Below are 19,056 nucleotides of genomic sequence, written 5' to 3'. Positions count from 1 at the left end.
GGAATCAAGCTAACCGGGCGGGCCGGGTCCTACTCCTCGACGAGTGCGGCGGCCTCGGCGCGCAGGTCGCGGCGGAGCTCCTTGGGGAGCGAGAAGGTGAGGTGCTCGTCGGCGGTCTTGACCAGCTCCACGTCGGCGTAGCCGCGCTGCGACAGCCACTCCAGGACCTCCTGGACCAGCACGTCGGGGACGGAGGCGCCGGAGGAGAGGCCGACCGAGGTGACGCCCTCCAGCCAGGCCTCGTCGATCTCGCTCGCGAAGTCGACGAGGTACGCGGCGGGGACGCCGGCCTGCTTGGCGACCTCGACCATGCGGATCGAGTTCGAGGAGTTCTTGGAGCCGACGACGATGACGAGCTCGGCCTGGCCGGCCAGCTCCTTGATCGCGGTCTGGCGGTTCTGCGTGGCGTAGCAGATGTCGTCCGACGGCGGGGAGACCAGCTGCGGGAACTTGTCCTTGAGCGCGTCGACCGTCTCCATCGTCTCGTCGACGGAGAGCGTGGTCTGGGAGAGCCAGACGACCCGGGAGGGGTCGCGGACCTCGACGTTGGCGACGTCCTCGGGGCCGTCGACGAGCTGGATGTGGTCGGGGGCCTCGCCGGAGGTGCCGATGACCTCCTCGTGGCCCTCGTGGCCGATGAGGAGGATGTCGAAGTCCTCCTTGGCGTACCGGATGGCCTCCTTGTGGACCTTGGTGACCAGCGGGCAGGTCGCGTCGATCGTCGCGAGCCGGCCCTGGCGGGCCTCCTCGTGGACGGTCGGGGCGACGCCGTGCGCGGAGAACATCACGATGTTGCCCGGCGGGACCTCGGTGGCCTGGTCGACGAAGATCGCGCCCTTCCGCTCCAGGGTCTGGACGACGTACTTGTTGTGGACGATCTCGTGGCGCACGTAGACGGGGGCCCCGTACTGCTCCAGGGCCTTCTCGACGGCGATCACGGCACGGTCCACGCCCGCGCAGTAGCCGCGGGGAGCGGCGAGCAGGACACGCTTCGGGCGGTTGGTCGCGGGCGTTGCAGTCATGCGTCCCATCGTAAGGCCGGGCCGGTGGGCGGCCGTCGCGCGCCGGTGGGCGGGAGCGGCGCGTCGGTGGCGGGCGGGGCCTCCGGTGGTGCGCGGGGGCGTTCGGCGGACGGGGCGCGTCGGTGAGCGGTCCGGGGGCGGCCGTGGCCGAAACTGACGCCATGGCGGAGAACGCGCGGGTGGCGGACGGGGAGACGGGCGGGCGGCCGGACCACACGGGGCTACGGCGGACGCTCGGCTTCCGCGACCTGGTCGTGTACGGGCTGCTGTTCATCGCGCCGATGGCGCCGGTGGGCGTCTTCGGCACGCTCGACGCGAAGTCGCACGGCGCCGTCGCACTGGTGTACGTCGTGGCGACGGTGGCCATGGCGTTCACGGCCTTCAGCTACGCGCAGATGGTCCGGGTCGCGCCGCAGGCCGGCTCGGTCTTCGCGTACGCCCGCAAGGGGCTCGGCGAGGGGCCCGGTTTCGTCGCCGGCTGGATGGCGATGCTGGACTACCTGCTGATCCCGGCCGTCGCGTACCTCTTCGCGGGGATCGCGATGGAGGCGCTGGTGCCGGAGGTGCACCGGTGGGTGTGGACCGGGATCGCGGTGGTGGTGACCACCCTGCTCAACCTGTGGGGGGTGCGGGCCGCCGCCCGGGTCGGCTTCGCGGTGCTCGCGATGGAGATCGTGGTGCTGCTGGTGTTCGTGGTGTCGGCGCTCGTCGTGCTCGTACGGGACGGGGCGCAGCGCGACTGGTGGTCGCCGCTCACCGGCGACGGGACCTTCTCGCTCGCGGCGGTGGTCGGCGCGGTGTCGGTGGCGGTCCTGTCGTACCTGGGCTTCGACGCGATCGCGGCCTTCGCGGAGGAGGTCACCGGCGGCTCGGCGAAGGTGGCGCGGGCGCTGCTCTTCTGCCTGGTGCTCGCCGGTGTCCTGTTCGTCGCCCAGACCTGGCTGGTGGCGCTCCTCGAACCGGTCTCCTCGGCGGAGCTCGCGGCCGATCCGGGGAAGCAGGGCTCGGCCTTCTACGACGCCGTCGACGTCTCGGTCGGCGGCTGGCTGCACGATCTGGTCGCGGTGTCGAAGGCGGTCGGCGCGGCGTTCGCGGCGCTGGCCGGGCAGGCGGCGGGCGGGCGGCTGCTCTTCGCGATGGGCCGCGAGGGGCGGCTGCCGCACGCGCTGGCGCGCACCGACTCGGGGGTGCCGCGGGTGGCGCTCCTGGTGTCGGCGACCGTGACGATGATCGCGGCGCTGTGGGCGGCCCGCCGGGACGACGGCCTCGACCACCTGGTGTCGGTGGTCGACGTCGGCGCGCTGACCGCCTTCGTGCTGCTGCACGCGAGCGTGATCGGCTGGTTCGCGGTCCGGCGCGCGGAGGGCCCGCCGCACTGGCTGCGCCACGTGGTCCTGCCCGTCCTCGGCGCGTTGATCCTGATCGCCGTGATCGTGGAGGCCTCGGTGGCCGCCCAGGTGGTGGGCGTGGTCTGGCTGGGCGTCGGCCTCGTCGTCCTGGCGGTCCAGGGGGCGGGACGCGGCCCGGCCGGGGGGACGCGGCGGTGAGGCGGGCGGGCGCGGGGAGCCGGGCCGGTGAGGCGGGTACACAGGCGCCCGCCCGGGACGGCCGGGCAGGGGGCGGGGGCGGTGCGGCGGTGACGTTGTCGGAGGGCGCCGTTACGCTCGGTGCATGGGTCTGACTACGTCCGCCGAAGCACCGCTTCCCGTCGGTGAGGTCTCCCGGATGATCGGGGGGTGGATCGACCGGCTGGGGGCGATCTGGGTCGAGGGGCAGATCACGCAGCTCTCGCGACGCCCCGGTGCCGGGGTCGTCTTCCTGACGCTGCGGGATCCCTCGTACGACGTCTCCATCGGGGTGACCTGCTACCGGCAGGTCTTCGACGCGGTGGCCGACGTCGTGTCGGAGGGCGCGCGCGTCGTCGTGCACGCGAAGCCGGAGTGGTACGCGCCGCGCGGGCAGCTGTCGCTGCGGGCGGTGGAGATCAAGCCGGTCGGGATCGGGGAGCTGCTGGCCCGGCTGGAGCAGCTGAAGCGGGGGCTCGCGGCCGAGGGGCTCTTCGCGCTCGACCGGAAGAAGCCGCTGCCGTTCCTGCCGCGGCTGATCGGCCTGGTCTGCGGCCGGGCGTCGGCGGCCGAGCGGGACGTGCTGGAGAACGCGCGGCGCAGATGGCCCGCCGTCCGCTTCGAGGTGCGGAACGTCCCGGTGCAGGGCGTGAAGGCGGTGCCGCAGGTGATCCAGGCGGTCCGGGAGCTGGACGCGCACGAGGACGTGGACGTGATCGTGGTGGCGCGGGGCGGCGGCAGCGTCGAGGACCTGCTGCCCTTCTCGGACGAGCAGCTGGTCCGCGCGGTGGCCGCGTGCCGGACGCCGGTGGTGTCCGCGATCGGGCACGAGCCGGACTCCCCGCTGCTCGACCTGGTGGCGGACCTGCGCGCCTCCACGCCCACGGACGCGGCGAAGAAGGTCGTCCCGGACGTGGGCGAGGAGCTGGAGCGGGTACGGGGGCTCCGCGACCGCGCGCTGCGGACGGTACGGGGGCTCCTGGAGCGCGAGGAGCGGGGGCTGGCGCACGCGCTGGCCCGGCCGGTGATGGAACACCCGCGGCGGATGGTGGAGGTCAGGGAGGACGAGCTGGACGCCCTCCTGGCGCGGAGCCGGCGGGTCTTCGGGCACCTCCTGGACCGGGCGGAGTCGGAGCTGGCGCACACCCGCGCCCGGGTCCGGGCCCTCTCCCCCGCCGCGACCCTGGAGCGCGGCTACGCGGTGCTCCAGCGGACGGACGGGGCGGTGGTGCGCGCGGCCGGCGAGATCGCGGAGGGCGAGGAGCTGCGGGCCCGGGTGGCCGAGGGCGAGTTCACGGTGCGGCGGGCGTGACGGACCCGCGCGGCACGACGAGACGAGAAGGCACGGAGGACGGAGAAGACATGGCAAGCGGTACGGAGACGGGTGCGGCGCTCGGGTACGAGGAGGCGCGCGACGAGCTGATCGAGGTCGTCCGGCGCCTGGAGGCGGGCGGGACGACCCTGGAGGAGTCGCTGGCGCTGTGGGAGCGCGGCGAGGAGCTCGCGAAGGTCTGCCGGCACTGGCTGGAGGGCGCCCGCGCCCGGCTCGACGCCTCGCTGGCGGCCGAGGAGGGGTCGGAGGAGCCCGAGGACTGAGCGGAGGGAGGGGAAAGCGGGCAGGGAGGGAAAGCGGAGCGGGGCCGACGGGGTCCGGCTACACTGGCGAAGTGAAACGGATCACTATCCGGATTGGATAGTTGAATTTTCACCAATCACGGGCGTACTGTCGGGACATCGCCCGCATTCCCCGCCGGGCGGTCCCCTTTGCAGTCCGGAAGGTACGCAGCATGTCCCTCGTTCTCGACACCGCCGCCCAGGACCTCCTCTTCCGCGAGGCCCGCACCGCCAACACGTTCACCGACGAGCCGGTGACCGACGAGCAGGTCCAGGCGATCTACGACCTGGTGAAGTACGGCCCCACCGCCTTCAACCAGACCCCGCTGCGCATCACCCTGGTCCGCTCCGAGGAGGCCCGCGAGCGCCTCGTGAAGCACATGGCCGAGGGCAACCAGGCCAAGACCAAGGCCGCCCCGCTGGTCGCGATCCTCTCCGCCGACAACGAGTTCCACGAGGAGCTCCCGGCCCTGCTCCCGCACTTCCCGCAGGCCAAGGACATGTTCTTCTCGGAGCGCCCGGTCCGCGAGGGCTCCGCGCTGCTGAACGCCGCCCTCCAGGCCGCGTACTTCATCGTCGGCATCCGCGCCGCCGGCCTGGCCGCCGGCCCGATGACCGGCCTGGACTTCGGCGGCGTGCAGAAGGAGTTCCTGGACGCCGACCACACCCCGCTGATGGTCATCAACATCGGCAAGCCGGGCGAGGACGCCTGGTTCCCCCGCTCCCCGCGCCTGGCCTACGAGGACGTCATCACCACCGTCTGAGCCGGACCGCCGCGCACGACGAAGCCCCCGGTGCCGAGGCACCGGGGGCTTCGTCGTGTCCGGAGACGGGTCAGGCCTGCTGCGACCGGAGCGCGGCGGCCATCTCCGCGAGCGTGTCGAAGGACGCCGTCCCCGTCACGACCGTGGTCGCCCCGCCCTCGGTGCGCACCAGCGCGTCGTACTTGGGGCCCTCCCAGCGCTGCCACTCCTGCCCGGCCACCGTCTGCGTCCTGCCCGTGTCCTTGGCCGAGTGCGTGACCTTCGGCACGAACTTCTTCGGCTCGGTGGTCGACTGGTTGACCGAGACGTACTGGGTGTCCGGGGAGAGGAAGCCGAGCTGCCAGGCGTTGCCCTGCTCGCGCTTGTACGAGACCACCGTCGCCTTCCAGTCCTCGCCGAGGCCCTCGGGCGCGAGCACCGGGTAGGGCGCCGCACGCTGGGCCGTGACCAGCTCGACGCGGTAGTCCTTGGCCTTGACCGGCTCCGCGTCCTCGTCGTGCGGGATGAAGAGATACATGACCCCCGCGGCGACCATGATCACCCCGAGGGACTGGAACATCCCGCGTACCGTCTGCCTGCCTCGCTTAGCTGCCACGCCCCATATGGTCGCATCCGGGTCCCGCGCTCATACGTGGGCCCCTCTGCTCAATTTGTCGACCTGGCGATAGAGTCACAGCACCCTCCTTATTTCCGGCCGTCGTCGTACAGAAAGGTGCGCTCCGATGACCGAGCACCACCTGCCCCCCGAGCTCGAGGTCTCTCCCGAGGCCCCCGACCGCAACCTGGCGCTCGAACTGGTCCGCGTGACCGAGGCCGCCGCCATGGCCGCCGGCCGCTGGGTCGGCCGCGGCGACAAGATCGGCGCGGACGGCGCCGCGGTCAACGCGATGCGGACCCTCATCTCGACCGTGTCGATGAACGGCGTCGTCGTCATCGGCGAGGGCGAGAAGGACGAGGCGCCGATGCTCTTCAACGGCGAGCGGGTCGGCGACGGCACCGGCGCCGAGGTCGACATCGCCGTGGACCCGATCGACGGCACGACCCTGAACGCCAAGGGCATGCCGAACGCCATCGCCGTGCTGGCCGCCGCCGACCGCGGCGCCATGTTCGACCCGTCCGCGGTCTTCTACATGGACAAGCTGGTCACCGGCCCCGAGGCCGCCGACTTCGTCGACATCAACGCGCCCGTGTCGGTCAACATCCGCCGGGTCGCCAAGGCGAAGGGCATGAACGCCGAGGACGTCACCGTGGTCATCCTGGACCGCCCCCGCCACGAGGGCATCGTCAAGGAGATCCGCGAGACCGGCGCCCGCATCAAGTTCATCTCCGACGGCGACGTGGCCGGCTCGATCATGGCCGCCCGCGAGGGCACCGGCGTCGACCTGCTCATGGGCATCGGCGGCACCCCCGAGGGCATCATCTCGGCCTGCGCCATCAAGTGCCTGGGCGGCGTGATCCAGGGCAAGCTGTGGCCGAAGGACGAGGCCGAGCGCCAGAAGGCCCTCGACGCGGGCCACGACCTGGACCGGGTCCTCACCACGACCGACCTGGTCGCCGGCGACAACGTCTTCTTCGTCGCCACCGGCATCACCGACGGCGAGCTGCTGCGCGGGGTGCGCTACCGCTCCGAGACCGCGACCACCCAGTCGCTCGTCATGCGCTCGAAGTCCGGCACGATCCGCCAGATCGACTCCACGCACCGGCTCGCGAAGCTGCGCGCCTACAGCAAGATCGACTTCGACCGGGCGAACTGACCCCGGCCCGGCGACGGCAGCGAAGAGGGGCGCCCCCATGTGCGGTGGGGGCGCCCCTTCCCGTTCCGTACGGGCCCGGGTCGCGGAGTACGGGTCAGGGTGCGGGCGGCCGGGAGCGGCCGGCGCCGGCGGTCCGCCCGTCAGCCGGCCTGGGCGACGCGCTCGGCCGCGGCGGCCTTGCGGAGCTCGACCTCGCGGCGGCGGCGCCGGGCCAGCACCACGCGGCGCTCGGCGGCGGTAAGCCCGCCCCAGACGCCGTACGGCTCCGGCTGCAGCAGCGCGTGCTCGCGGCAGTCGACCATCACGGGGCAGCGCGCGCAGACCCGCTTGGCCGCCTCCTCGCGGGCCAGCCGCGCGGCGGTCGGCTCCTTGGAGGGGGCGAAGAAGAGTCCTGCCTCGTCCCGGCGGCACACCGCCTCCGCGTGCCAGGGGCCGTCCTCGTCCTGCCGCGCCGGAGCACGCTGGGGCGGCACGGGGGCTACCTGGAGGGGCTGATGCGGCAGTTCCAGCACGGTCTACTCCTGACGACGGCTTCGCGAGCGAGCAGCGATGCAGCAGCCCTACCCGCTGTGCGCGCGCCTATGCACTGCGTGCGGTCCCCATCCGGAGTCCGGAGCCCCGGCGACGCATTCCGGTCAGTTCCTGGCCGATACCCGGCGGTTGATCGGCCGGGTGGTCGCGGATCGGTCCCACCCGGCTCGCGGACCGGTCGCGGCCGGACGGCCGGGCGGGGTCGGCGGCCGGGCGGGGTCGGCGGTCGGGCGGGGCCGGCCGATCATCGGCCCGTCGGACGTGGACCGGTCGGTCGGCCGTGGGCCCGCCGGCCGTGAACCGGTCCGTCGCGGGCCGGGCGATCGCGGACCGGGCGCGCCCTCCTCGCGGACCGGTCGCGGCCGGGCTGCCGGGCTGCCGGACTGCCGGGCTGCCGGGCTGCCGGGCTGCCGATCATCGGTCCGTCGGTCGCAAGCCGGTTGGCCGTGGACCGGTCGGCCGTGGGCCCGCCGGTCGCGGGCCGGTCGGTCGCGGGCCGGTCGGTCGTGGGCCCGCCGGTCGCGGGCCGGGCGGCCGTGGACCGGTCGGCCGTGGGCCCGCCGGTCGCGGGCCGGTCGGTCGCGGGCCGGTCGGCCGTGGGCCCGCCGGTCGCGGGCCGGGCGGCCGTGGACCGGTCGGCCGTGGGCCCGCCGGTCGCGGGCCGGGCGGCCGTGGACCGGTCGGCCGTGGGTCCGCCAGTCGCGGGCCGGTCGGTCATAGGCCGGGCGGCCGTGGGCCCGGCCGTCGTGGGTCCGTCAGTGCCCGAGGTGCTTGCGGACCTTGCTCTGCAGGTCGGTGACCCACTTGCCGCGCTTGGGTCTCGCCTCCACGTTCCCGAGCACCGCGTAGCCGTTGACGACGACCAGCGGCGCCTGCGGGTCGACCCCTTCCAGGGTCGTGACCTCGAAGTTCCCGAGAATGCCCGCGCCGGAGCCGCGCAGGCTGATGTTCTCCGGGACGCGGACCTCGATGTTCCCGAAGATCGAGGTGGCGTTGATGGTGGTGAGGGGCTGGGTGAAGATCGCCTCGGTCAGGTCGATCTCCACGTTCCCGAAGATCGCGAAGGCGTTGGTGCGGCGGGCGACCCGCCAGCGGCCCTTGCGGGTGGTGCTGGAGAAGACGGCGAACAGCTGGTCCGCGTTCCCCTCCGCGTCCTCCGGGCCGTAGGCGGCCGGGGCCGGCTCCGGCCGTGCGCCGGCCGGTCCGCCGCCGGCGGCCGGCAGGTCCCGCACGATCGGCTCCAACTCGCCCACCGTCTTGGCCCGGTAGACCGCGTCGATCCGCTCCGCGTGCTCCTCCGCGTCGAGCCGGCCCTGCGCGAGCGCCTCGGCGAGGATGTCCGCGACCCGGTCCCGGTCGGCGTCGGAGGCCCGGAGGGAACCCTGCGGGTCGGCGTACGCCGGCGGCGCGGGAGCCGCCGGCGCGGCGGGCGGAGCGGGAGCGGCCGGAGCAGCAGGCGGGACGGGCGCCACGGGGGCTTCCGGCGCGGTCGGCGCGGCGGGAGGGGCCGGGGAGGCGGGGGCTTCCGGCGCGGCGGGCGGCTGCGCGGGGTCGGACGGCCGCGCGGGGTCGGGCTGCTTTTCGAGGTCCACGCATCCACCCTGGCACACGCGATAGATCGCGACCAGGGATCCGACCCCCCATCTCTCCCCTAGGGGACGCGACGTCCCGCGACCCGCCGGGTCCCGCCGCGACGGACCGGCGCCGGCCGGGACTTGCCGAGAACGGACCGCTCCTCCCCGGAAGCCTGTCGGCGCGCCTCTCCGGCACGGAAGACTCCACTTCGGCGCGGTCCCGGTCCCGGGTGAGCCTTACCTCACAGGATCGGTGCCGCGCCCGCGTTCTACGCTGGAGGGCGCGACCGCCAACGGAGGCGGCGCGCTGCTGTCTGCCGAGTGAGGAATGGCTGCCGTCATGCCAGAGTTTGCGTACTCCGATCTGCTCCCCGTCGGAGAGGACACCACGCCCTACCGCCTGGTGACCGCCGAGGGCGTCTCCACCTTCGAGGCCGACGGCCGTACGTTCCTCAAGGTCGAGCCGGAGGCGCTGCGCAAGCTGGCCGCCGAGGCCATCCACGACATCCAGCACTTCCTGCGCCCGGCCCACCTGGCCCAGCTGCGGAAGATCATCGACGACCCGGAGGCCTCGGCCAACGACAAGTTCGTCGCGCTCGACCTCCTGAAGAACGCGAACATCGCCGCCGCCGGCGTGCTCCCCATGTGCCAGGACACCGGCACCGCGATCGTCATGGGCAAGCGCGGTCAGAACGTGCTGACCCGGGGCCGCGACGAGGAGGCCCTGTCGAAGGGCATCTACGACGCGTACACCAAGCTCAACCTCCGCTACTCGCAGATGGCCCCGGTCACCATGTGGGAGGAGAAGAACACCGGCTCGAACCTGCCCGCGCAGATCGAGCTGTACGCGACGGACGGCGGCGCGTACAAGTTCCTCTTCATGGCCAAGGGCGGCGGCTCGGCCAACAAGTCCTTCCTCTACCAGGAGACGAAGGCCGTCCTCAACGAGGCGTCCATGATGAAGTTCCTGGAGGAGAAGATCCGTTCGCTGGGTACGGCGGCCTGCCCGCCGTACCACCTGGCGATCGTGGTCGGCGGCACCTCCGCCGAGTTCGCGCTGAAGACCGCGAAGTACGCCTCCGCGCACTACCTGGACGAGCTGCCGACCGAGGGCGACGCCGCCACCGGCCACGGCTTCCGGGACAAGGAGCTGGAGGAGAAGGTCTTCGAGCTGACGCAGAAGATCGGCATCGGCGCGCAGTTCGGCGGCAAGTACTTCTGCCACGACGTGCGCGTGGTCCGCCTCCCCCGCCACGGTGCCTCGCTGCCCGTCGCGATCGCCGTCTCCTGCTCGGCCGACCGTCAGGCCGTCGCGAAGATCACCGCCGAGGGCGTCTTCCTGGAGCAGCTGGAGACCGACCCGGCGCGCTTCCTGCCGGACACCACGGACGAGCACCTCGCCGAGGACGGCGACGTGGTGAAGATCGACCTGAACCAGCCGATGGACCAGGTCCTGGCCGAGCTGACCAAGTACCCGGTCAAGACGCGCCTCTCGCTCACCGGACCGCTGGTCGTCGCCCGTGACATCGCGCACGCCAAGATCAAGGCGCGGCTCGACGCGGGCGAGGACATGCCGCAGTACATGAAGGACCACCCGGTCTACTACGCGGGCCCGGCGAAGACCCCCGAGGGGTACGCCTCCGGTTCCTTCGGCCCGACGACGGCCGGCCGCATGGACAGCTACGTGGAGCAGTTCCAGGCGGCGGGCGGCTCGATGGTGATGCTCGCCAAGGGCAACCGCTCCCAGCAGGTCACGGACGCGTGCGGCACGCACGGCGGTTTCTACCTCGGATCCATCGGCGGCCCGGCCGCCCGCCTCGCCCAGGACTGCATCAAGAAGATCGAGGTCCTGGACAACGAGGAGGACGGCATGGAGGCCGTCTGGAAGATCGAGGTCGAGGACTTCCCGGCGTTCGTCGTCGTCGACGACAAGGGCAACGACTTCTTCCAGAACCCGGCGCCGGAGCCGACGTTCACCCACATCCCGGTGCGCCAGGGCTCCCAGCTGTCGTAACCCCGGGTGGCACCTCGGCGCCCCCGGTCCGCGCGGACGGACCGGGGGCGCCGTCACGTCCCGCTCCGAAAGTCGCTACCGACCGGTAGTCAGCCGGCCACTTACTGGTCAGTATGGGTCGCGAGCATGTCAACCACTGAGACGGTCGACCACTCGGGAGCCCCCCATGCCCTCCATGCCCGCCATGCCCTCCGCCCGGTCCGCGGCCACCGCCACCGGCCTGCTCGGCCTCACCGCCCTCCTCGTCGTCGGGCCCGCGCCCGCCGCCTCCGCCGCCGATCCCGACACCCACCTCACCTCCGCCGCCGCGATCGAGGGCGTGGACTACGCGACCTGGCGCCGGGACGTGGCCGCGGTGGTCGCCGAGGCCCGCCCGTACGTCGAGGAGCGCGCCGAGGACGCCGGCACGGAGAAGCAGGCGATCGTCCTCGACATCGACAACAGCTCCCTGGAGACGGACTTCCACCCGTTCTGGGAGCTGCCGACCCCGGCCATCCCCGAGGTCCGCTCCCTCGTCCGGGACGCGCACGCGCGCGGGGTGAAGGTCTTCTTCGTGACCGCGCGGCCGGGGATCATCCACTCCCTCACCGAGTGGAACCTCAAGCAGGTCGGCTACCCGGTCGACGGCCTGTACGTGCGCTCGCTGCCCGACCTGTTCGCCGAGGTGAGCGCCTACAAGACGGAGAAGCGCGCCGAGATCGAGGCCAAGGGCTACACGATCATCGCGAACATCGGGAACAACACGACCGACATCGTCGGCGGTCACGCCGAGCGCGCCTTCAAGCTGCCGGACTACGGCAAGCTGTCGTAGGGAGCCCGTCCCTACCGGGTGAGGTGGAACTCCAGCTTCGAGTAGTCCCCGTCCGGGGTCGAGCGGATCCAGCCGCGGGCGTCCTTGAAGTCGCCGGTGCCGCCGGTGACCGCGATGTCGAACGCGGCCGGAGCCTGGTCCGAGGGGTCGACGGAGAGCAGGGTCTGCCCGGTGAGCTGGCCGCCGGGGCCGCCGTTCAGGACGAAGGTGCCGACGCAGAGCACGTCCATCGGGTCGCCGGTGCGCACCACGGTGCAGCCGACGCCGTCGCGGCCGACCTTCTCGCCGCCCTTGGCGCGGGAGAGGTCGTCGGCGAAGGCGAAGGAGTCGCCGACCTCCGGTGACGCGCCGGGGCTCTCGTCCCCGCCGACCGGGACCTCCTTGGCGTAGAGGGTGAACTCGTACCCGTCGGCGGGCACGGCGGGTGCGGCGGCGACCGGCGCGGCGGCCGTGAAGGCGACGGCCGCGACCGTCGCGGCGCCGAGGGCGCCGATCCTCCTGAAACTCCGGATCATGGACTGCCTCCCTGGCGGGTGCGGGTCCCCCTTCGGGCCGTCCTCACATTGTGCTGCCGCCGTCCGGGTGACGCACCCGGTCAGGGATGATGGGGCCATGCCAGGTAAAGCCCCTCTCCTCCGTACCGCCCTGCTCGCGGCGGTCCTGCTGACCGCCTGCGGTACGACCCCGGAACCGGACGCCCCGGCGGCCGCCCCGCCGACCGCGACGAAGGCGCCGACGGCGGTGCCCTCCCCTGAGGCCGTGGTGTCCGTCGGCGGTCCCGGCTCCTCCTGCGCGCTGCCCGTCTCCTTCTCCCTCACGGAGGGCTGGGAGCCGGAGGCGGTCGAGAAGCCCGCGGACCCCGACTTCGCCGCGCTGGTGGAGCAGGGGCCGGCCACGATCGTGTGCGAGGCGGAGTCGGAGGGGACCTCGGACATCGGCTTCCTGCGGGTGTGGACCGCGCCGGAGGGACCGGCCCGGTCCGCCCTGAAGGCCTTCGTCGAGGACGACAAGAGCAAGGAGCTCGTCCTCACCGACGTGAAGGCGGGCGCGGTGGCCGCCGTGGAGGCCCGCTACTCCGTCTACAGCGAGCTCGACGAGGCCTGGCGGGACGGGCGCTCCTTCGCGGTGACGACCCCGAAGGGCGCGGTCGTCATCGTGGAGCTCGGCGGTCTCGACGCCGAGGAGGACGCGGTGGTCGCCGCGTACGAGCGGGCGAAGTCGACCCTGGAGCTCACCTGAAGGCGACTGGGGAGCTCACCTGAGGCGGCCGGGGAGCCCACCCGGGGCGCCCGGGAAAAGGACCGTGGCCCTCCGTCCCGCACCGGACGGAGGGCCACGGCGTTCTCGGGCCCGCGGGCTACGCGAACCGCTGGTTCGCCGAGCCGTCGCAGGTCTGGAGCCGGACCGGCTCCTTCGCGGCGCCCTGCGCCAGGCAGAGTCCGGCCGCGGCGGCGGGCCGGATGGTGGCGCCGTCGCGGACGAACCTCTGGTTGGCGGCGCCGGAGCAGTTCCAGACGACGAGCGCCTTGCCGGCCTGGTAGGCGGCGCCCGGCACGTCCAGGCAGCGGTCCTGGGTGAGTTCGGTGTGGAGGGTCTTGCGGGCGGAGTCGTACCACCAGCCCTGGTTGCGGCCGCCGTGGCAGTCCCAGCCGAGGACGGCGGTGCCGTTGGCGGACTCGGCGGCGTTCACGTCGAGGCAGTCGCCGGTGGCGCCGTTCCGCAGCGGCTTGTAGACGTCGTCCCAGGCGAGCGGGAAGAGCGTCGGGGTGCCGGAGGAGTTCACGTCGGCGCAGCTCGCCTCGCGCAGGCCGGAGGCGTAGAGCTGGGTCAGGCAGGAGGCGAAGGCGGCGTGGCCGCTCTTGTTGGGGTGGAAGGACTGCCGGGTGGAGTTCTCGTCGATCCCGCCGGGCTTGGAGAGGTCGATGTACAGGCCCCGGGCCCAGGTGTCCTCCATGCAGACCTCGTGGCCGTGGAAGAGCCGCGAGTTGTCGAGGTAGACGGCGCCGGTGGAGGCGGCGACCCGGCGCATGCCGCGCTCGAAGGCGGGGACGGCGGTGTTGCGGCCCCACTTGGTGTCGGAGTCGTAGCCCATGCCGCCACAGGCCAGCTTGCCGGAGAAGTCCGGGTTGTCGCGGAAGTCGGGGCCGATGGGGCTGGGGTAGCCCATGACGACGAGCTTGTAGTCGCCGTCGGCGTATCCGGCGTCCCGCATGACGGTCTTCAGGTCGCGGACGGTCTGCTCGACCTTGGGGACGAGGGCGTCGACGCGGGCCTGCCAGCCGGGGGCGTACTTGGGCTCGCAGGCGCCCTGGCTGAGGACGTACCGGGTGACGCAGTCGGTCATGACCGGGCCGAACTGGAGGTCGTCGTTGGCGCCGGCGACCAGGAGGACCATCTTGATGCGGGTGTTGCGGGCCTTGACGGCGAGGTTGTCGCTCTGGACGAGCTCGTCCGCGTACTGCTTGTTCCCGCCGATCCGGATGTGGCCGGTGGAGGCGCCGGAGCAGGAGACGTTGAAGGTGAGGTCGGCGGCGATGCCGGTGCGGTGGATGGCCGCGTCGGGCGAGCGGTGGCACCAGTTGGTGGGACCGTTGGTGGGGGACTCGTAGTTCCCCACGCCCTCGCCGGAGATCTCGCTGTCGCCGAGCGAGATGAGGCCGGTCTTCCGCTGGTCGAGGGGGCGTTCCTCGGGGCTGCCGTAGATCTTCGTGGCCTCGGCCGCCCGGATGGCCTCCAGCTCGGGCGGGAGGGGTACGGAGGCGACGGCGGCCCTCGTACCGGTGTCGGCCGCTCCGGCGGGGGCGGCGGTCAGGGAGCCGAGGGCGGCGGCCGCCGCGGCGACGGCGGCGACGGGCCAGCGGAGTCTGTACCTGGTGCGCGTCATTGCGCCTCCTGGAAGTGGGGTTACCCACGGTTTTTACTGGCCGGTACACGCCTTGGGAATACATCGAACAAGACAAGTGCTCATCTTTTCATGGAGGTTGAGTGATGACCGAGGACATGAAGAACGACGACGGCTACCGGACCGAGCGCGACTCCATGGGCGAGGTGCGGGTCCCCGCGCACGCCAAGTGGCGGGCCCAGACCCAGCGCGCGGTGGAGAACTTCCCGGTCTCCGGGCAGCGCCTGGAGCGCGCCCACATCGAGGCGCTGGCCCGGATCAAGGCCGCCGCCGCCGCCGTCAACGCCGAGCTCGGGGTGATCGACCGGGACCGCGCGGAGGCCATCGCGGCCGCCGCCGCGGAGGTCGCGGAGGGCCGCTGGGACGACCAGTTCCCGGTCGACGTCTTCCAGACGGGTTCCGGCACCTCCTCCAACATGAACACCAACGAGGTCCTCGCCACCCTCGCCGGGGAGCGGCTTCCGGCCGACCGGGCCGTCCACCCCAACGACCACGTCAACGCCTCGCAGTCGTCCAACGACGTCTTCCCGTCCTCCATCCACATCGCCGCCACCGCCGCCGTCACCCACGACCTGATCCCCGCGCTCGACCACCTGGCCGCCGCCCTGGAGCGAAAATCGGCCGAATTCGCGACGGTCGTGAAGTCGGGCCGTACGCATCTGATGGACGCCACCCCGGTCACCCTGGGCCAGGAGTTCGGCGGCTACGCGGCCCAGGTCAGGTACGGGATCGAACGGCTGCGCTCCGCCCTCCCCCGGCTCGCCGAACTCCCCCTCGGCGGCACCGCCGTGGGCACCGGGATCAACACCCCGCCCGGCTTCTCGGCCGCCGTCGTCGCCGAGCTCGCCCGCGCCACCGGCCTGCCCTTCACCGAGGCCCGCGACCACTTCGAGGCGCAGGGCGCCCGGGACGGCCTGGTGGAGACCTCCGGCCAGCTCAGGACCATCGCCGTCTCCCTCACCAAGATCGCCAACGATCTGCGGTGGATGGCCAGCGGCCCCCGAACCGGCCTGGCCGAGATCAACCTCCCCGACCTCCAGCCCGGCTCCTCGATCATGCCCGGCAAGGTCAACCCGGTGGTCCCCGAGGCGGTCCTCATGGTCGCCGCCCAGGTCACCGGCAACGACACCACCGTCGCCGTGGCCGGCGCGGCCGGGAACTTCGAGCTCAACGTGATGCTCCCGGTGATGGCCAAGAACCTCCTCGAGTCCGTACGGCTCCTGGCCAACGCCTCCCGGCTGCTCGCCGACCGGACCGTCGACGGCGTCACCGCCAACGTCGAACGCGCCCGCGAGTACGCCGAGTCCTCCCCCTCCGTCGTCACCCCGCTCAACAAGTACATCGGCTACGAGGAGGCCGCGAAGGTCGCCAAGCGGTCCCTGGCCGAGCGGAAGACCATCCGCGAGGTCGTCCTGGAGTCCGGCTACGTGGAGCGCGGCGACCTCACCCTCGAACAGCTCGACGAGGCCCTCGACGTCCTGCGCATGACCCGGCCGTGACCCCGACATGACCCGGAGGTGGCCCCGGCACGAACCCGGGGCCGCTTTCGGATGACTCAACCGTGACCTGTGCCGCAGCGCCGGTGGGAGCGCGCCCCTAAGATCTGCGCATGACAGGAGCGGACGGTTCGGACGGCATCCGGCGCTGGGCGCCCGGGGAGCACATCCTCTGGCGCTATCGCGGCGTCGGCACCGACGAGGTGCACATCTGCCGGCCGGTGACCGTCGTCCGCGACACCCCGGACCTGCTCGCCGTGTGGATGGCGCCCGGCACCGAGTGCGTCCGGCCGGTGCTCGCCGACGGCACCTCCGTCCACGACGAGCCGCTCGCCACCCGCTACACCGCGCCCCGCACCACCGAGCGCGCCCGCTGGGCCGGCAGCGGGGTCCTCAAGCTGGCGAGGCCCGGCGACCCGTGGTCGGTCTGGCTCTTCTGGGAGCGCGGCTGGCGCTTCCGCAGCTGGTACGTGAACCTGGAGGAGCCGCGCCGCCGCTGGGCCGGCGGCGTCGACTCCGACGACCACTTCCTCGACATCTCCGTCTACCCCGACCGCAGCTGGCTCTGGCGGGACGAGGACGAGTTCGAGCAGGCGCAGCGCGCCGGGCTCATGGACCCGGCCGGGGCCGCCCGGGTGCGGGAGGCCGGCGCGGCGGCCGTACGGCTGGTCGAGAGCTGGGGAACACCCTTCCGGGACGGCTGGGAGGAGTGGCGGCCCGATCCCTCCTGGACCGTCCCCGCCCTGCCGGCGGACTGGGATCGCACCCCGGCGCACACCGCTCCATGAGACCCTTGCCGCGCCCCCCGGGTCGAAACGTAGGATCGTCCTCCGGGCGCCCGACGACGGGCGGACGCCACGTCACCGACCGAAGGCAGCGCAGCAACTGACCACACGTCACCGCACGTCATCGATGAGGGGGAGAGCAGTGCCGGAGCTGTGCCCGGGTCGCACTCCCCCCGCCCCTGCCGCGGTCCGCGGATCGTCCGTATCCACCGCGAACGCCGTCGCCGGAGGGTTTATCCCCGCCGGAGGCGCGGCATCGGCGAGAAGAGCGAGTGCATCGCACCACCGGCCCGGACGGACGGAATCCCACGCGTGACGGAGCATCCCACCTCCCACGAAGGCCGGCAGCCGCTGGCCGACCGGCCCCAGGAGCAGACGCGGCCTCGTCAGGAGGCGGCGCCCGCCGGCCTGCCCTCCGACATCCCCGCGCAGCCGGCGCAGCTCCCGGAGCCCCCGCCGGTGCCGGGGCCCGCGGCGCCCGCGGTCGCCGTCGCCGTCTCCCCCAGGGGGGCGGAGCCGGCCGGTCGGCGCGAGGGCGACCGGCTGCGGTTCGTCGGCGCCGCGACCCGGCGGATCGCCCGCGGCCTCGACCTCGACGAGATCGTGCTCGGCCTGTGCCGCGCCACCGTGCCGGCCTTCTCCGACGAGATCCTCGTCTACCTCCGCGACCCGCTGCCGGTCGGCGACGAGCGCCCGGTGGCGCCCTTCGTGCTGCGGCTGCGCCGCACGGACCGGCTGCGGTTAACGGATCTGGAGGGCGACGAACTCGTCCTCGTGCCCGATCCCGACCCGACGCCCGCGGCCGAACTGTGCGAGGTGCGCTCCGGCAGTTCCCTGGCCGAGGTGCTCCGCGGGGTCCGGCCGGTCTTCGGCGACTCCGCGGCCGCCCGGGCCGCGCTCGGCGAGCTCCTGGGGTCCGGCCATCCGCTGCCCCGCGGTCCGCGGGCGATACTGGCGCCGCTGCGCGGCCGTCGCCGGGTGATCGGCGCCGCCGTCTTCCTGCGCCGCGCCGAGCAGCCCGCCTTCGACCCGGACGACCTGCTCGTCGGCGCCCAGCTGGCCACCCACACCGCGCTCGGCATCGACAAGGCGGTGCTGTACGGCCGGGAGGCGTACATCGCGGACGAGCTCCAGCGCACCATGCTGCCGGACTCGCTGCCGCAGCCGACCGGCGTCAAGCTCGCCTCCCGCTACCTGCCGGCGGCCGAGACGGCCCGGGTGGGCGGCGACTGGTACGACGCGATCCCGCTGCCCGGCAGCCGGGTCGCCCTGGTCGTCGGCGACGTCATGGGCCACTCCATGACCTCGGCGGCGATCATGGGCCAGCTGCGGACCACCGCGCAGACCCTGGCCGGGCTCGACCTGCCGCCGCAGGAGGTGCTGCACCACCTCGACGAGCAGGCCCAGCGGCTCGGCGAGAACCGGATGGCGACCTGCATGTACGCGGTGTACGACCCGGTCTCGCACCGGATCACGGTCGCCAACGCCGGTCATCCGCCGCCGATACTGCTCCACCTGGACGGGCGCGCGGAGGTGCTGCGGGTGCCCGCGGGCGCCCCGATCGGGGTCGGCGGCGTGGACTTCGAGGCGGTCGAGCTGGACGCCCCGGCCGGTGCGACGCTGCTGCTGTACACGGACGGTCTGGTGGAGTCCCGGCTGCGGGACGTGTGGACCGGGATCGAGCAGCTGCGGGAGCGGCTCGCGGCGGCGGCCCAGCTGACCGGGCCGGACCACGCGCCGCCGCTGGAGGCGCTCTGCGACGACGTGCTCGACATGCTGGGTCCGGGCGACCGGGACGACGACATCGCGCTGCTCGCGGCCCGCTTCGACGGGATCGCGCCGAGCGACGTGGCGTACTGGTTCCTGGATCCGGAGGACGCGGCCCCGGGCCGGGCCCGCCGGCTCGCCCGCCGGGCGCTCGCCCGCTGGGACCTGGAGGAGCTGACGGACTCGGTGGAGCTGCTGATCAGCGAGGTGGTGACGAACGCGGTGCGGTACGCGGAGCGGCCGGTGACCCTGCGACTGCTGCGGACGGACGTGCTGCGCTGCGAGGTCGGCGACGACTCCCCGCAGCTGCCCCGGCAGCGGCGGGCCCGCGACACGGACGAGGGCGGGCGCGGCCTGTTCCTGGTGAACCGGCTGGCGCGGCGGTGGGGCGCGACCCGGCTGTCGGGCGGCAAGGTCGTCTGGTTCGAGCTGTCGACACGCGTCTGACCGCCGTACG

At 73.1% G+C, this 19,056-nt stretch carries 17 protein-coding genes; 11 read left to right on the top strand and 6 right to left on the bottom strand.

Features of this window, described 5'->3' with window-relative positions:
• Window positions 1-29: 29 nt before the first annotated feature.
• Window positions 30-1,031 (bottom strand): 4-hydroxy-3-methylbut-2-enyl diphosphate reductase, encoded by a 1,002-nt coding sequence (locus IE245_RS10470; RefSeq protein WP_189946515.1) that lies wholly within the window; start codon window positions 1,029-1,031, stop codon window positions 30-32.
• A 152-nt stretch (window positions 1,032-1,183) separates the two neighbouring features.
• Here IE245_RS10470 and IE245_RS10465 point away from each other — a divergent pair, with 152 nt between their 5' ends.
• The 4 genes from IE245_RS10465 (at window position 1,184) to IE245_RS10450 (ending at window position 4,965) form a co-directional block, all read left to right on the top strand.
• The gene (locus IE245_RS10465; RefSeq protein ID WP_189946514.1) at window positions 1,184-2,569 is read left to right on the top strand and encodes an APC family permease; all 1,386 of its coding nucleotides are present in this window, start codon (window positions 1,184-1,186) and stop codon (window positions 2,567-2,569) included.
• A 124-nt stretch (window positions 2,570-2,693) separates the two neighbouring features.
• The gene (gene xseA, locus IE245_RS10460) at window positions 2,694-3,899 is read left to right on the top strand and encodes an exodeoxyribonuclease VII large subunit (protein ID WP_189946513.1); all 1,206 of its coding nucleotides are present in this window, start codon (window positions 2,694-2,696) and stop codon (window positions 3,897-3,899) included.
• A 50-nt stretch (window positions 3,900-3,949) separates the two neighbouring features.
• On the top strand, window positions 3,950-4,183 hold the full coding sequence (locus tag IE245_RS10455) for an exodeoxyribonuclease VII small subunit (protein ID WP_189946512.1): 234 nt from the start codon (window positions 3,950-3,952) through the stop codon (window positions 4,181-4,183).
• 191 nt (window positions 4,184-4,374) lie between these two features.
• On the top strand, window positions 4,375-4,965 hold the full coding sequence (locus IE245_RS10450) for a malonic semialdehyde reductase (RefSeq protein ID WP_189946511.1): 591 nt from the start codon (window positions 4,375-4,377) through the stop codon (window positions 4,963-4,965).
• Window positions 4,966-5,035: 70 nt separating this feature from the next.
• Here the strand turns inward: IE245_RS10450 and IE245_RS10445 are convergent, their stop codons facing one another.
• On the bottom strand, window positions 5,036-5,560 hold the full coding sequence (locus tag IE245_RS10445) for a DUF4245 domain-containing protein (RefSeq protein ID WP_189946510.1): 525 nt from the start codon (window positions 5,558-5,560) through the stop codon (window positions 5,036-5,038).
• 127 nt (window positions 5,561-5,687) lie between these two features.
• On the opposite strand from IE245_RS10445, the gene glpX reads away from it, so the two are divergent.
• Window positions 5,688-6,719, top strand: a complete 1,032-nt coding sequence (gene glpX / locus IE245_RS10440) for a class II fructose-bisphosphatase (protein WP_189946509.1) — start codon at window positions 5,688-5,690, stop codon at window positions 6,717-6,719.
• Window positions 6,720-6,859: 140 nt separating this feature from the next.
• Here glpX and IE245_RS10435 read toward each other — a convergent pair whose 3' ends face one another.
• Both IE245_RS10435 and IE245_RS10430 read right to left on the bottom strand, forming a co-directional pair.
• On the bottom strand, window positions 6,860-7,231 hold the full coding sequence (locus IE245_RS10435; protein WP_189946508.1) for a WhiB family transcriptional regulator: 372 nt from the start codon (window positions 7,229-7,231) through the stop codon (window positions 6,860-6,862).
• Between the two features lie 774 nt (window positions 7,232-8,005).
• Window positions 8,006-8,722: a DUF1707 SHOCT-like domain-containing protein gene (locus IE245_RS10430; protein ID WP_189946667.1), complete on the bottom strand. Its 717-nt coding sequence runs from the start codon at window positions 8,720-8,722 to the stop codon at window positions 8,006-8,008.
• Window positions 8,723-9,164: 442 nt separating this feature from the next.
• Between IE245_RS10430 and IE245_RS10425 the strand changes: the two genes are divergently transcribed.
• Both IE245_RS10425 and IE245_RS10420 read left to right on the top strand, forming a co-directional pair.
• Complete coding sequence (locus IE245_RS10425; RefSeq protein ID WP_189946507.1) at window positions 9,165-10,838, top strand: fumarate hydratase; 1,674 nt, start codon at window positions 9,165-9,167, stop codon at window positions 10,836-10,838.
• Between the two features lie 166 nt (window positions 10,839-11,004).
• Complete coding sequence (locus IE245_RS10420) at window positions 11,005-11,649, top strand: HAD family acid phosphatase (RefSeq protein ID WP_373305302.1); 645 nt, start codon at window positions 11,005-11,007, stop codon at window positions 11,647-11,649.
• A gap of 11 nt (window positions 11,650-11,660) precedes the next feature.
• Here the strand turns inward: IE245_RS10420 and IE245_RS10415 are convergent, their stop codons facing one another.
• Window positions 11,661-12,164, bottom strand: coding sequence for a dirigent protein (locus IE245_RS10415; protein WP_189946506.1), 504 nt, complete (start codon window positions 12,162-12,164; stop codon window positions 11,661-11,663).
• A 97-nt stretch (window positions 12,165-12,261) separates the two neighbouring features.
• Between IE245_RS10415 and IE245_RS10410 the strand changes: the two genes are divergently transcribed.
• Window positions 12,262-12,888 carry a lipoprotein gene (locus tag IE245_RS10410; protein ID WP_189946505.1) on the top strand — a complete coding sequence of 209 codons (627 nt, stop codon included), beginning with the start codon at window positions 12,262-12,264 and terminating at the stop codon, window positions 12,886-12,888.
• Between the two features lie 118 nt (window positions 12,889-13,006).
• Here the strand turns inward: IE245_RS10410 and IE245_RS10405 are convergent, their stop codons facing one another.
• The gene (locus IE245_RS10405) at window positions 13,007-14,533 is read right to left on the bottom strand and encodes a ricin-type beta-trefoil lectin domain protein (protein ID WP_189946504.1); all 1,527 of its coding nucleotides are present in this window, start codon (window positions 14,531-14,533) and stop codon (window positions 13,007-13,009) included.
• Between the two features lie 116 nt (window positions 14,534-14,649).
• Between IE245_RS10405 and IE245_RS10400 the strand changes: the two genes are divergently transcribed.
• The 3 genes from IE245_RS10400 to IE245_RS10390 all read left to right on the top strand — a co-directional run bounded on the left by IE245_RS10400 (window position 14,650) and on the right by IE245_RS10390 (window position 19,046).
• Window positions 14,650-16,050 (top strand): class II fumarate hydratase, encoded by a 1,401-nt coding sequence (locus IE245_RS10400; protein ID WP_373305308.1) that lies wholly within the window; start codon window positions 14,650-14,652, stop codon window positions 16,048-16,050.
• Window positions 16,051-16,160: 110 nt separating this feature from the next.
• Window positions 16,161-16,835: a cytidylyl-2-hydroxypropylphosphonate hydrolase gene (fomD, locus tag IE245_RS10395; RefSeq protein WP_189946502.1), complete on the top strand. Its 675-nt coding sequence runs from the start codon at window positions 16,161-16,163 to the stop codon at window positions 16,833-16,835.
• Between the two features lie 309 nt (window positions 16,836-17,144).
• A complete protein-coding gene (locus IE245_RS10390; protein ID WP_189946501.1) occupies window positions 17,145-19,046 on the top strand; it encodes an ATP-binding SpoIIE family protein phosphatase in 1,902 nt (633 codons plus the stop codon).
• The last annotated feature ends 10 nt before the right edge of the window (window positions 19,047-19,056 follow it).

The sequence above is a fragment of the Streptomyces roseolus genome (assembly GCF_014649855.1).
Taxonomy (GTDB): Bacteria; Actinomycetota; Actinomycetes; order Streptomycetales; family Streptomycetaceae; genus Streptomyces; species Streptomyces roseolus.
Note: the sequence above shows the minus strand (reverse complement) of the source record. Positions and strands in the feature narration are given on the sequence as shown.

Coding starts and splice junctions, on each gene's coding strand:
- IE245_RS10470 (WP_189946515.1), bottom strand. CDS start 1,031: ATGGGACGCATGACTGCAACGCCCGCGACCAACCGCCCGAAGCGTGTC.
- IE245_RS10465 (WP_189946514.1), top strand. CDS start 1,184: ATGGCGGAGAACGCGCGGGTGGCGGACGGGGAGACGGGCGGGCGGCCG.
- xseA (WP_189946513.1), top strand. CDS start 2,694: ATGGGTCTGACTACGTCCGCCGAAGCACCGCTTCCCGTCGGTGAGGTC.
- IE245_RS10455 (WP_189946512.1), top strand. CDS start 3,950: ATGGCAAGCGGTACGGAGACGGGTGCGGCGCTCGGGTACGAGGAGGCG.
- IE245_RS10450 (WP_189946511.1), top strand. CDS start 4,375: ATGTCCCTCGTTCTCGACACCGCCGCCCAGGACCTCCTCTTCCGCGAG.
- glpX (WP_189946509.1), top strand. CDS start 5,688: ATGACCGAGCACCACCTGCCCCCCGAGCTCGAGGTCTCTCCCGAGGCC.
- IE245_RS10425 (WP_189946507.1), top strand. CDS start 9,165: ATGCCAGAGTTTGCGTACTCCGATCTGCTCCCCGTCGGAGAGGACACC.
- IE245_RS10420 (WP_373305302.1), top strand. CDS start 11,005: ATGCCCTCCATGCCCGCCATGCCCTCCGCCCGGTCCGCGGCCACCGCC.
- IE245_RS10415 (WP_189946506.1), bottom strand. CDS start 12,164: ATGATCCGGAGTTTCAGGAGGATCGGCGCCCTCGGCGCCGCGACGGTC.
- IE245_RS10410 (WP_189946505.1), top strand. CDS start 12,262: ATGCCAGGTAAAGCCCCTCTCCTCCGTACCGCCCTGCTCGCGGCGGTC.
- IE245_RS10405 (WP_189946504.1), bottom strand. CDS start 14,533: ATGACGCGCACCAGGTACAGACTCCGCTGGCCCGTCGCCGCCGTCGCC.
- IE245_RS10400 (WP_373305308.1), top strand. CDS start 14,650: ATGAAGAACGACGACGGCTACCGGACCGAGCGCGACTCCATGGGCGAG.
- fomD (WP_189946502.1), top strand. CDS start 16,161: ATGACAGGAGCGGACGGTTCGGACGGCATCCGGCGCTGGGCGCCCGGG.